The sequence below is a fragment of the Acidobacteriota bacterium genome, from assembly GCA_026393675.1.
In the GTDB taxonomy this organism is placed as follows: domain Bacteria; phylum Acidobacteriota; class Vicinamibacteria; order Vicinamibacterales; family JAKQTR01; genus JBAXOX01.
Window position 1 is genome coordinate 1 of the sequence record JAPKZQ010000008.1, and the last position, 13,164, is coordinate 13,164.

The 13,164-nt window shown below is 63.1% G+C and carries 9 protein-coding genes; 2 read left to right on the forward strand and 7 right to left on the reverse strand.

Features of this window, described 5'->3' with window-relative positions; all coding sequences use genetic code 11:
• Nucleotides 1–292: 292 nt before the first annotated feature.
• The 3 genes from NT151_03300 to mfd all read right to left on the reverse strand — a co-directional run bounded on the left by NT151_03300 (nt 293) and on the right by mfd (nt 6,226).
• Nucleotides 293–844, reverse strand: a complete 552-nt coding sequence (locus NT151_03300) for a UpxY family transcription antiterminator (GenBank protein ID MCX6537953.1) — start codon at nt 842–844, stop codon at nt 293–295.
• 107 nt (nt 845–951) lie between these two features.
• Entirely contained in the window at nt 952–2,088 is a 1,137-nt protein-coding gene (locus NT151_03305; GenBank protein MCX6537954.1) for a peptidyl-prolyl cis-trans isomerase, read from the reverse strand.
• Nucleotides 2,089–2,428: 340 nt separating this feature from the next.
• Nucleotides 2,429–6,226: a transcription-repair coupling factor gene (gene mfd, locus NT151_03310; GenBank protein MCX6537955.1), complete on the reverse strand. Its 3,798-nt coding sequence runs from the start codon at nt 6,224–6,226 to the stop codon at nt 2,429–2,431.
• Nucleotides 6,227–6,984: 758 nt separating this feature from the next.
• Between mfd and NT151_03315 the strand changes: the two genes are divergently transcribed.
• Entirely contained in the window at nt 6,985–8,295 is a 1,311-nt protein-coding gene (locus NT151_03315) for an SAM-dependent methyltransferase (protein ID MCX6537956.1), read from the forward strand.
• Complete coding sequence (locus tag NT151_03320; GenBank protein ID MCX6537957.1) at nt 8,295–9,683, forward strand: sulfatase-like hydrolase/transferase; 1,389 nt, start codon at nt 8,295–8,297, stop codon at nt 9,681–9,683. Before NT151_03315 ends, NT151_03320 begins: the two co-directional genes overlap by 1 nt.
• A gap of 1 nt (nt 9,684) precedes the next feature.
• Here NT151_03320 and rfaE2 read toward each other — a convergent pair whose 3' ends face one another.
• The 4 genes from rfaE2 to NT151_03340 are packed head-to-tail and all read right to left on the reverse strand — an operon-like array spanning nt 9,685 to nt 13,129.
• Nucleotides 9,685–10,149: a D-glycero-beta-D-manno-heptose 1-phosphate adenylyltransferase gene (rfaE2, locus tag NT151_03325; protein ID MCX6537958.1), complete on the reverse strand. Its 465-nt coding sequence runs from the start codon at nt 10,147–10,149 to the stop codon at nt 9,685–9,687.
• A gap of 25 nt (nt 10,150–10,174) precedes the next feature.
• The gene (locus tag NT151_03330; GenBank protein ID MCX6537959.1) at nt 10,175–10,870 is read right to left on the reverse strand and encodes a YdcF family protein; all 696 of its coding nucleotides are present in this window, start codon (nt 10,868–10,870) and stop codon (nt 10,175–10,177) included.
• On the reverse strand, nt 10,851–12,341 hold the full coding sequence (locus tag NT151_03335) for an ABC transporter ATP-binding protein (protein ID MCX6537960.1): 1,491 nt from the start codon (nt 12,339–12,341) through the stop codon (nt 10,851–10,853). Before NT151_03335 ends, NT151_03330 begins: the two co-directional genes overlap by 20 nt.
• A complete protein-coding gene (locus NT151_03340; protein MCX6537961.1) occupies nt 12,338–13,129 on the reverse strand; it encodes an ABC transporter permease in 792 nt (263 codons plus the stop codon). The genes NT151_03335 and NT151_03340 overlap by 4 nt, the downstream gene beginning before the upstream one ends.
• Nucleotides 13,130–13,164 lie beyond the last annotated feature (35 nt).

Here is a 13,164-nt window from a genome sequence, read left to right on the forward strand (position 1 = left end):
GGTCTCACGACCTCACGCAGGGGACCGCGCTACCCTACTGCTCAGCGGTTCATAGGGGTGGGCTCCTTTCATCCCACGAGGAACACGCCGCTTCACGGCGCACCAAAACGCGCCTTGTCGGGAAAAGTCGCCGACCTTACGATGTGGGACCCTCGCCCAGACCCTGTCCTGGCCCTACCGGCACGTTTTGCAAACTGACGCCCTTCGACTTCGCTCAGGACTTCGCTGTCGGCTTGGTTCGAGGGGCCGCTCCGGAATCCGCTCGCCCGCCGGCTCCCCGCCGGACCGACTCTTAGTACTTCCGCACGTCGGCGGCGTCGAGGCGAACCTCGACGCCACGATTGATCATCGTGATCGCGACCAGGAGCAGGGTCTTGGGTCCTTTGTGAATCAGCCGCCCAGTCACACCCGTGAGGGGACCGTGGATGACCTCGACCATGTCGCCCTCGTGCAGGAGCGGACATGCATCAAACTGCAGCTCGGACGAGACGACGCGCTGGATGGCCTCAATCTCGGCGTGGGGAATCGGCGCCAGTGTACCGTCAAACGAGATGATCGTCGCGACGCCCACGCACTTGCGCACATCGAGCGCTACGCGCGGGTCAAAGCGCGCGAAGCAATAGCCAGGAAACAGCGGCCAGTCGATCTTCTTCTTGCGGTCCTTCCAACGGCTCCACCGCTGGATCGTCGGAAGAAACACCTCGATCCGCTTCCGCTCCAACTGCTCGACGACGGATTTTTCCGCGCGGCTTCGCGTCCAGATGGCGTACCACGGGGATTGGTCGGCGACGACGAACTCGGGAATCAGAATGTCGATCGCGCCGGTGTCCTCGCTTACAGACATGGTCTACCCTTCGGCTCAGTTGAGTTGAGCACAACGTGGCTTTCTCCAGTGCCGCGAATCCAGCAACCAGCGCTGACTGCGTTCCCAACTCAAGCGAGCTCAGGGTTTCACACGCCCGGGTTCTTCGGCTCCGTGGGTGGCGCGGAGGTCTTCGCGATCCACAGCTTCTGCATCTCCTCGTTCTTCCACTCAATGATGCCTTCGCTGCGGAGTCTCCGGATGTACTTGTCGAATTCGGCCCGCCGTTTCGCGTCGTAGACCTTGTTGCCCACCTCTTCGCGCGCCTGCTCGAACGGCTTGACATCGGCCTTGGTCGCCGTCTCAAGTTTCAGAATGCCGTAACCTTTCGGCGTGCGATATACGGCTGTGGTCTGGCCAGGCTTGAGCGGATCAACCAGTTTCTTGATGTCTGGCGCCAGTTCCTCCGGCTGGATCGGCCCCACCAGGCCGCCGTTCGCCTTGGACGGCGAATCGGACAACTCTGCGACGAGCTTCTCGAAGGCCTCGCCCGCCTTCAGGCGCGCGAGCACGCCTTCGGCCTTTCGCTTGGTTTCCTCATCTCTGGCGACGTTGACGTTCTTGCCATCAGTGGGCACGTTCACAACAAGTTCGCGAAGCGTGATCGCCGCCGGCGTCGTGAAGTCACTCTTGTGCTCGTCGTAGTAGCGCCGGGCTTCCTCTTCGGTCAAACCGAGCTTGCCCATCACCTCAACCTGCTGCACCTGGTTGATGATGAGCTGCCGCTCGAGGTTCTTGCGCAGCACCGACATGTCGAGCCCTTCCTGTTTGAGGGCCGCCCCGAAGGCCTCGTCCGACTCGAGCTTGTTCTCCTTGCGGATGTTGTCGAGCACGCGCTTGTACTGGTCCTCGGTCACCTTGTAGCCGAGTTCCTTGCCGCGCTGCATCAGCAACAATTCGTCGACGGCAGCAACGAGGATGTCGGGCGTCAACTCGGCGATGGCCTTCTTCAGTTGATCGTCGTTGAGTGGCTGGCCGCGACGGCGGAGCTCATCGATCTGCCGCGCCTCGAGATCGGTCTTCGTGATGATGTCGCCATTCACTTTGACGAGGATCTGCTCGAGCAGCATGCTCGGCAACGCCGGCGCGACTGCTGGGGTGGCCGGGACCTGCGGCGCCTGCGCGGGCGGCTGCGCCGGGGGCTGGGGGGGTGCTGTCTGCGCCTGCGCGACGAACGGAAGAACAGCGAAAGCGGCGCCAAGGACGAGGACCTGCAACTTGCTCATGAGCATCCTTCTATCTTACCAATTCCGACGGGGTTCGGGCGTCGGGGTTCGGGATTCGGAGTTCCCGCTTTCTCACCACCGGCGTCGCTTCCGCTTGGCCGTGGTGCGTTGGTCCGCAAGGCGGCCCCTCGAACCAAGCCGACAGCGAAGTCTGCAAAACGTGCCGAAAGGGCCAAGACGAGCGGCGCGAATAGCGCGACCGTCAGGTCGGCGACACGTCCCGGCAAGGCGCGTTTTGCCGGCTTGCGTGAGCGGGGACGCCCTGCGGACTAACGCGCCACGGGTGCCCATGTCCCACTACCGTCAGGTAAGACGATCAGGACGTTCGCGTGGCCGCCGGCTACGGCAACAACTGCTTCAAGAGGCCGCCCACGCGGTCGAAAACGCCGCCCTCGGCGCGCGGCTGTTCGCTCGGCGGCTTCAGAATTTCCTGCTTCGAGAACCCCGACTCAACCGATCCTGCTGTCGCCCGGGCGGTCCACCACGAGGCGGTTGGACTCCTGCCCTCCGCTGGTCCCCGCCGCTGACCCTCTTCCCGCCCAGGCAGTCTGCCGCCGCGGTCCGGGTGATGAGCAAGGGACTTTGAAGCCGAGATGCCCGCGCGTGGTTGGACGCCCCGTTCGCCATGCGCCAGTCGGCCGGCCGACGCACGCGCATCCCCCAGCAAACTGAGGCGGAGAGACGATGGCGGCAGCAGCGTGAGATCCGGACGACGCGTCATAAGACCGAGAACGCGCTGGGGATCAGGCGCGCGCGACCCGGCGTTTTCGCGGAACTTGAGGACCACGTGCTCGCCGTGCCTGTCGACCGACTCCAATCCCAGTCGATCCGCCATCACCCGAATGCGGCCGTACTCTCCGAGGTTCAGCATCGATTCGGGCAACGGTCCGTAGCGGTCACGAACCTCGTCCAGGATCTCGTCGACCTCCTGTTCGCTTCGCGCGGCAGCCACCTTGCGATACACGACCAGTCGCTGAGCCATGTCGGGCACATAGCTCGCTTCGATTCGGATATCGATCCCCAGATTCACCGTCGCGCGCACATCGTCATCAATCTCCTCGCCCTTGAGTTCGCGCACGGCCTGTTCGAGCAACTTCATGTACATCTCGAAGCCCACGGCCTCGATGTGACCGCTCTGCTCGCCGCCCAGCAGGTTGCCCGCGCCGCGAATCTCCAGATCGAGGGCCGCCACGCGAAAGCCGCTGCCCAGGTCGCTGAACTCGCGTATCGCCGCCAACCGCTTCTTGGCTACCGGCGAGAGCGACATCTCGGGCGGAATCAGCAGATACGCGTACGCGGCGCGATCCGATCGACCGACACGGCCCCGCAACTGGTAGAGCTGCGACAGGCCATAGCGGTCGGCGCGGTTGATGATGATGGTGTTGACGTTTGGGATGTCGAGGCCGTTTTCGACAATGGTCGTCGCGAGCAGAATGTCGAAGCGTCTGGCGACGAAGTCGATCATCGCCTTTTCGAGTGCGTGCTCGCCCATCTGGCCGTGAGCGACGACGACCCTGGCTTCGGGCACGAGTCGCGTGAGCAGATTGCCAATCGAGAAGATCGACTCCACGCGGTTGTGGACGAAATAGACCTGGCCGCCGCGCGCCAATTCGCTGCGAATGGCCCGGGCAATCACGTGCTGGTCGAACTTGACGACATTGGTCTGAATGGCGAGGCGATCTTTGGGCGGCGTCTCAATGATGGACATGTCGCGAATGCCCACGAGCGACATGTTCAGCGTGCGCGGGATGGGCGTTGCGGTCATCGTCAGCACATCCACACGCTTGCGGAGTTGCTTGATCTTCTCCTTGTGCGCCACGCCAAAGCGCTGTTCCTCGTCTACGACCAGAAGACCCAGATCCTTGAAGACGACGTCCTTTGATAACAGCCGGTGCGTACCGACAATGATGTCGACCTTGCCTTCGGCGAGATCGGTGAGCGTCGCTTTCTGTTCCTGTTTCGTCCGAAAACGGCTGACCATGTCGATGCGGATCGGGAATCCGCCGAATCGTTCGCCGAGCGTCCTGACGTGCTGGAACGCGAGCACTGTGGTGGGCGCGAGAAACGCGACCTGTTTGCCGTCCATCACGGCCTTGAACGCCGCACGCATCGCCACTTCGGTCTTGCCGTAACCGACATCGCCGCATAGGAGGCGATCCATGGGCGTCGGCGATTCCATGTCGCGTTTGATGTCCTCGATGGCGGACTGCTGGTCCGGCGTCAGGACGTAGGGAAACGCGCCCTCGAATTCCTCCTGCCAGTGCGTGTCGGGACTGAAGAGATGGCCGGTGATGGCCTTGCGCGAGGCGTAGAGCTTGAGCAGTTCCTCGGCCATATCGCGCATGGCCTTCTTGACGCGCGTCTTGGCTTTTTCCCAGCTCGTTCCGCCGAGGCGATCGAGCGATGGGCGAGATCCGCCCGTGAACTTCTGAATCAGGTCCAGGCGCGACACCGGCACGAATAGCTTGTCATCGCCCCCATAGCGAAGCTCGAGGTACTCCTCGGCGCCTGCGGCCGCGGCGGTTCCCGCGCTGGCGAATCCGGAACTGACGTTCAGTTGCTTGAGGCCCACGAACTCGCCGATGCCGTTGTCGACATGGACGACAAGGTCGCCGACCTTGAGGTCGCGAAGGTCGGAGAGAAACGCCTTTGTCGCGGACCGGCGGGCCCGCTCCTGAGCGTGGTGCTCCTCCTCGAAGAGATCCGTCTCGGCGTAGATCTGCAGGTTGGCGGCCGGCAGACGGAAGCCGCGAGACAGCACGCCCGTCGTGACGAGAACGGTTGCGGCAAACGTGTCTTCGGCGTGATCAATTTGCGCGGCGCGCAACTCGTAGTCCGCGAGCACCTCAACGATGCGTTCGGCGCGTCCTGGGGTGGCAGCCACAAACAGCACCGTGTCGCCGCGTTCGCGGGCGGTGCGGATCTCGGCAATCCAATCGGCGAGACGCCCGGAAAACGAGAGGGCCGGCTGACACGGGATGTGAGTCGCTTTGTCTTCCGCGGTCACAGCTTCGAGACCAAGTTCGGCCAGGTGCGTTGCGCTAGCCAGATGCGAATCGACTTCCGACAAGGAAATCAGTAGTTGTTCGGGGGCTGGCGCGTTGTTCGTCTGGCTGTAACTCTCGGACACCTGTGCGAGCCACCGCTCGATGCGGTCGCGAATTTCATCTCGCTCTGAAACAAGAAAGACCGGGCGCTTGACGGGGTTCAGTGCTTCGACTCGCGAGTGCGGGCGACTAGCACTTTCGATCGCATGGCCCGCAGCGGCTCGCTCAGCACTAAGTCCCGAAGGCACAAATTCGTTGCCGGATTTGTGCGTCGAAGGACTTAGATAGTCGAAGAACGGGACCAGGTTGAGGTGCGAGTCCTGGTTCTCGGGACCTGCGTCGGGACGCTCGCGGAGCGGAACCACGCGGAGGCGGTCGATCTCGCCAACCGAGCGTTGTGTGCCCGGGTCGTAGCGTCGGATGGTTTCGACAGTGTCTCCGATGAGTTCGATGCGCGCCGGCTGGTCGTCTCCGGCCGGGAAGATGTCGATCACGCCGCCACGGATGCAGAACTCGCCGTGCTCGTCGACCGGATCGGTTCGCGTAAAGCCGGCCTCAACCAGCGTGATCGCCAGTTCTGTGGTGTCGATGTCGTTGCCGGCCTGCAGATCGAGGGCGAGGTTGGTGAGCACCGCCGGGGTACTGACGCGAGGCAGGAGCGCCGTTGCGGATGCGACGACAACCCGGGCTTCGCCGGTGGCGAGCGCGTACAGCGCGCGGGCGCGGGCCGACGCGATACGGAAGTGTGGTGCCAGCCCGCGGTATGGGTCGACCTCTTGCGAGGGGAACGGCAGAACGACGCGATCGAGTTCGTCGACTGAGCTGCCCTCAAGACCACCAAGGAAGAAACGGATGTCGGCGACGGCCTGATCAACATCGCGATCGGCTGGGACGATGACGATGACGACTTCGTTTCGCGGATCCCGGGTGGCCGCCCCAGCCATCCACAGCGACTTGGCGGCCGCGGAGAGTCCGCTAATCTCGCGGGGGGTCGCTGCGACTCCGGTCGTGGTGGGCGCTTTCGCCGACAAGGCGAAACCGGCGCGCACAAGTACGCCCCGCAGCAACTCTTGAAGCTTCAGTGACGGCATTCGTTGAAATGACTGGAGACGGTTTCAAAACCTGCGTCAGCGGCCCGCTTTTCGGCCGCCTTCGCGTGGGGCTCCGGCGTGCCAAGGCCGCCAGAACGGGCTTTGAAACCGGTTGCAACCACAATGCCCGCAGTGACGCCTGCGGCGTTCAGTCAGTGTACTGCAGATGCGTCGTCGCGATCTCTGTCTGATGCCGGCTTCCGACGGTGAGAAGAAGTAGTCGCCGCACAGTGTCGCGTCTTTGATACAGAGTATTTGCGTCAGTCTCCAAATCAGGAGACCGTGCCCGAGATTGCACAACATTTAATCCGTTGCCATTGGCGCAGCGGAACTACGTGTTAACCTTTCCGCATCGGAGTCTGTCTAAGTCGTACGATGCGCATGGTTGTGTTACTCGCTATCGCCGTTTTGCTGGTAGTAGCTGTGCCGGGTCTGGCGTGGGCCTATATTGACCCGGGGTCCAGCAGTATGGCGTACCAAGTGCTGCTCGCTGGTGCGCTGGCGGTCGGGTTTGCGTTAAGACGCGGTTGGCACTGGCTTGGCGACCATTTCGCCGGACGACGATGGTCGGATCGCAAGGCCACTGGGAATTTCGAGCCGAAGTCAAAGCCTTGAGCCCGGTGCAGAAACTGCCATCTTCATTCCGAGACCCTGCTGGACGGGTGTTCCTGGCTGGCGATCTCCTGCTTCGCACGGTCTTCGAGTCGGGTCGGCGGGACTACGAGCACCTCATCAGTTCAGGCCTTTACGATAGATTGGTGGGTCGAGGTCTGCTGATTCCCCATGAAGAAGTTCCGTCTGAAGGACAGGACCGGCTGGGATCGTGGAAAGTCCTCCGGCCCGAACGGATTCCTTTCATCAGTTACGTGCCCGAGTGGTCGTTCTCCCAACTCAAGGATGCCGCGTCGACAGTGCTGGAAGCCCAGATGGAGGCTCTTGCTCACGGCATGATCTTGAAGGACGCGCCGACAGCCAACGTGCAATTCCATCACGGGCGGCCCGTCCTGATCGACACGCTCTCGTTTGTGCGCGAGGACACCGCCGCGTGGCCCGCGTATTTCCAATTCTGCAAGCATTTCGTCGCGCCGCTGCTGCTCGCGACCTACGGGACCGATCGCGCGCTGAGGTGGTCGGCGGTCGAAACGGACGGCATCCCGTTGGCGGTGGCCGCTCGGCTACTGCCTCGGCGTTCGTGGTTGCGGCCGTTAGCCCTGTGGCACCTGCACTTGCACGCTCGCGCCAACGCGCATGGGAACAACCGCCTCACACCGCTCAGGCGAGCCGATGGGAAGGGAAGCGGGGCATACGAGAGGCTCGGCGTCGTGGACGATCGAGTGAATGGGTCGGAGGTGGCTTCGGCTGCGTCGATCGGGCGAACCCTTGGTCGACAATCCCTGATCATCGACAGTCTTCGGCGCGGCATTGAGAGGCTCTCTTGGACTCCGCCGGACACGCAATGGTCTCGGTACGGCGACGCGCGGCCGACCTACTCCGAAGCGGCGTGGAACGCGCGGTTCGCCATCGTTCGCCGGGTGCTGGCACAACTGAAACCCGCCGTCGTCTGGGACTTCGGGATGGCGGCGGGTCACTTCTCTCGCGAGGCCACAGCCGCTGGCGCCTTTACTGTTGGGTTTGATGCCGAGTCGTCCTGCGTCGAGAAGGCCTACCGCGGCGCTCGCGAGCGAGGCGATACCAGATTCCTTCCGCTGGTTCAGGATCTGTTGCGCCCGACGGGCCCGGGTGGTTGGGCAGAAGCGGAGACCCTGAGCCTGTCGGCCCGAGGACCCGCAGCCCTTCTGCTCGTCCTGGGACTGGCGCACCACCTCGCAGTCCCGGGAGGCGTGCCGCTGGATCACCAACTTGCGCACTTTACGCGCCTGGGAAAGACGGTGCTGTTTGAGTTGGTGCCGGACACTGATCCCGTGCCGCGCGGATGGGCGTCGAAGTTCGATGTGACAGGCCTGGATCGCGCAGCGTTCGAGTCGTCCGTGCTTCCTCACTTCAACGTGATTGAAACCGTGCCCCTTCCCTCTTCGGAGCGGGTGCTCTACCTGGTCCAGGCTCGCTGATGCGCAGGCACGCGCTCTCGGCGATGGGCGGGATAGGCCTCGCCACCGCCTTCTTCATGCCCATTGCGGCGGCCGGGACGATTGACGCCCCTCTTCTGATGTGGACGTCGCTGCACACGATCGAACTGGCTTGTGCGTGGGCTGTGTGTTCAATGATCGGCGCGGCCGGCCTGGCCTGGTTCGGACAGGACCCAAGGCCGCGACGCGAATCCGTCTTGATTCTGATCCTGTCCGCTCTAAGCATCCTGTCGCTGCTCGCGATCACCGGTCGAAATGCGACAGTCCTGGGCGAGGGCACAGATACCGTGCGTCTCGTGGCGATCGGCGGCCTCGCCATCGGGCTGATCATTGCGATTGTCCTGTGGCCCCTGAAGCCCCGTCTCCTCGTCAAGACTCTTCGCGGGGTTCTGCCGTTTGGTTTGATCCTCCTGGTGCCCGGTGTTCAGGCGCTGCTGGTTCTTCCAATGCCCTCTCGCGACGCCCGGCCGGTCGTCGATGCGGGTCTCACCCGTGTGACGACAGTGGGCGGCCGGTGCAACAACGTCTACGTGCTGCTGTTTGATGAACTCGCCTACGACGCGGTATTTTCTGGTGGCCGCGTCACGCTGAGCAGTCTGGCGGACAGAATGTCGACGGCGCGGGTCTACCATCGGGCCTTTGCGCCGACCGACTCGACCAACACCTCGATCGCCGTCTATGTCTCGGCGGAGCCGAAGCACGGGGAGAGTCGGCGCACCGACAAGGCCGGATTGTTTGAGGGGGCGCAGGCAGCCGGCATGGAAACCGAGGTCGTGGGCTGGTACTTCCCGTACTGCGAGGTTCTGGGGAAGGCCGCCACGCGCTGTCGGTCCTACAGTATGTACAACGCGGCTACGTCATATGACGGGTTCAGCCTGGCCGCGCCTGTCGAGACGGTGCTGAACATCTGGCCGTACCAGATGCCCACGGGTCTGCTCAAACGACCGTTCGCAGCGCGACTGCATCGGGCGGAACTCGATGCCATCACCGCCCTGGCGGCGGCACCCCCGCCGGCTGGCCCGGTGTTCAGGTGGGTCCATTTCAACGTGCCGCATGTCCCCTGGCTCCAGGACACGGGTCCGCTGGCGTTCCGGGCCTTCGAACAAACGCGCGAGCGCTACTTGCGGCAACTCGATGAAGTGGACCGTGCGCTCAACACGACGCTCGGCGCGCTGGAACAGACAGCGGCAGGTCGCACCACAACGGTGGTGATCACCGCCGACCACGGCTCGAGACGTGGCCACGCTGGGGATCCGCTCCACGTGCCCCTGATTGTCTGGACGCCAAGCGGCACTCACCTGGACCTTGCCGAGGATGTCCGCGTCGGCGACGTGCTCAACAGAGTCGTCGCAGGCGCATGCCGTCAATAGGCTAATTGCGGAGTTTGTCGACGATGGCGGTTGTCGAATGGCCTTCTTCGATGCTGACGCGAATGACCACCCCGCCGCGGGCTTCGACGATGTCGCGGCCGACAATCCGGTCGGCGGCCCAGTCGGCGCCCTTTACGAGGACGTCGGGCTGAATCAGGCTGATGATCTCGTGCGGTGTGTCCTCATCAAATACGACAGTCGCGTCCACACACGCCAGCGCGGCGACAACCTCGGCGCGCTCCGCCTCGGGATTGACGGGGCGTGTCGGACCCTTGATGGCGCGCACGGACCGGTCGGAGTTGATGGCCACGATCAGCACATCCCCGTGGCGCCGAGCTTCCGCGAGGTAGCGAACGTGTCCCGGATGGAGGATGTCGAAGACGCCATTGGTAAAGACGACGCGCTTCTGCTCGCGCCCTAGCTGCTCACGCCACCGCGCGGCTGCGTCCTGTGTCATGACTGGCATGTGGTTGGTCTCGATCCGGCGTTGCCTACCAGTACCTCAGGCGGTAGTAGATCGTCTTCTGCCACTCAACCAGACCCGCCAGTAGCGTGTTTCGGTCGGTCCACCATGTGTCTGGCTTGTACCGGTCCTGCGCCGCCGGCCGCATGCGGACGACAACGCCGGTTCCGCGCAACATCCATTCGAAGATGTAACCAGCCCGGCGCGTGTGGAACGAAGATGACACAATGATGACTTGGCGGATTTGGCGCGTCTTGATCCACGCTGCGACGATGGACGCCTCTTCGACGGTGGACTTGGCCTGATCTTCCAAGACGACGATGGCTGATTCCGGTACGCCGAGTTCTTTGAGGTAGCGCCGCTGGCGTTCGACGGCGCGCTCCACTTTCACCTTACGCCGAAGAAGTTCGGGAAGAGCTGCACTGTCGCGCTCCGTGGTCAGGACAATCAGCGGCGCCGCGTGGGCAGCAAACAGATCCGCAGCTTCGAGTTCCCGGTCGCCTTCACCTCCCGAGAGCACGATGATGGCGTCCGATGATTCCATCGCGTCCGCGCGCACCAGTTCGCGTCCAATCCACTGGAGGATGGGTGTTCTGGTGGCGTAGAGAACCAGCGCGACAGCGAGAAACGCCCCAAACCAGATCGCGAGACCGCGCCATGGCCTCTGGGTGCGGCGCTGTGGGCTCCGAGTGGCCCGCTGCTGGCTATGGCTCCTGCGTGTCATTCGTCACCGGAGGGTTGAAGCGCACTCCGCCGCTGAAGCTCCATGTGTGGCGCGGCCGGTAGATCCCGACGTCCTGCACGCGGGACTTGACGTGGAAGCTGTAGAGCAGGCGGTGATAGTCGTAGGGGTAGCCGTCGTGCCGATGGAGCGCCACGTCGAGCTTGTAGGTGCCGGCCACCAGGTCGAGTCCATCGATCCGGAAGTTGATCTCGGCCTCGCCCTCGAGGCCCTCGGCCTCGAACTTCTCATGATCGGTGTTGGTGCCAAAGCAGCAGACGCCGTCCATGTTGAACAGGCCGATCCCGACGACGAAATCCGTCAGCGGGTGCGCCGCGTGAAGCTTGATGCGGATGTCGACCCGCTCGCCGGCCTGGAACACGTGCGCGGGCTGGCCCTCCTCGCCCACAAGCTGCACGTCGGTAATCTCCGCCTCGCGCGATCCCCACCGGCCCTCGCCCGCCTGGAACATGTCTGGATGCCCGGCAGGCTCGCCAACAGCGTGTTCAGGTGACTCCTTCTCGGATGCGCCATCATCTGGCGCGTCCGGCCCGGATATGTCGTGTCCACCTTCGGTGGCAACTTCGTGCGCCGGTGCAGTTTCTGTCTCGGGAAAAAAGTCACCCAACCCCTTTTCCCCCAGAGAGTCACCCGCCCCCTTTTCGGCGGCGGTCGCCACGCTCGCCTGCGCCTTCGCATCGGCGGCGGCGATCTGGACCTCTTCCTGGCGGTCGACATCCGTGATGTATGCCGCCACGACGCGTCTCGGGTCGCCGATGCCGCGCGACCGCCCTTCGTCCAGCCACAGCGCCATGTCGCAGAACCGCTCGACCAGCGTCAACTGGTGTGTCACCAGGAGAATCGTCTTGCCGCGGCGGCGGAACTCCGCGAACTTGTCGAGGCACTTGTGCGAGAACGCCTCGTCTCCAACCGCCAGCACTTCGTCGACCAGCAGCACGTCCGGATCCACGTGAATCGCGACGGCGAATCCCAGGCGGACGTACATGCCGGACGAATACGTCTTGACCGGCGCGTCGATGAAGTCCTGCATCTCGGCGAACTCGACGATCTCGTCGAAGCGACGCGTGATCTCCCGCTTCGACAGGCCCAGCATGATGCCGTTGATGAAGACGTTTTCGCGCCCGGAGATTTCGGGATGGAACCCCGCCCCGAGCTCAATCAACGCCGAAATGCGACCTGCAACGGTCACGCGGCCGGATGTTGGCTTGGTGATACCGGCGACGAGCTTCAGCATCGTGCTCTTGCCGGAACCGTTGCGGCCAACAATGCCAAACGTCGATCCGGCTGGCACCTCAAACGACACGCCATTGAGCGCGTTGAACGTCTCGGCCGGATTCAGGTCGCCGACCATCGATCCGGACAGAATCGCGCTCTTGAGCGTCGCAAACTGGCGGCGCCGCGAGTACTTCCGGTAGGTCTTCCGGACGTCGACAACCTCAATGGCGGGTTTCATACTTCTTCGGCGAACGAATCCCTGAGTCGATCAAACATGAAGTAGCCTACAAAGAACAACAACACCGACGCCGCGCCCAACGCGAGCAACCACTTCCAGTGGCCGAAATCCCCAGGAAAAAACAGGATTTCCTGGTACGAGACCGCCAGGTGCGTGAACGGATTCAGATTCAGCACCGTCTTCATGATCGGCGGCGCGCCGTTCATCGAGTAGATGATGGGCGTCGCGAAGAACCAGAATGTCATCAGGTTCGACAGGACGTCCTTGAAGTCGCGAAAGTGCACGGTGAGCGCCGACACGATGAGCGCGAGTCCGAGCGTCAGGATCAACTGCACCAGCACGACGACGGGGAACCACACGACCTCCGACCATTGCAGCGGCGCCTGGTAGCAGATCAGGAACACGACGAGGATCGGCAGCGCCAGCAGGAAGTGCACCATGTTCGCCAGAACGGTGACGATGGGGAGCACTTCGGCCGGAAACATGACTTTCTTGATGAGGTTCCCGCCAGCGATGAGGACGTTTGAAGACTCCAGAAGAGACGAGGAGAACCACGTCCACGGGAGAATGCCGCAGAACAGGAACAACGGGTACGGGTTCATATCCGGTTGCCGCGACACCAGGACGTACGAAAACACGAACGTATAGATGAGCAGCAGCAGTAAGGGGTTGATAAACGACCAGAAGAAGCCCAGCACCGACGCTCTGTAGCGCGCTTTCAGCTCGCGTGCCACCAGGCTCTGGATGAGCTGCCGATACTTCAGCAGGTTTGTGAGGTTTTTCAGCACTACCCTGAACCTGTCTGGATGCGGGCTTTCGCCGG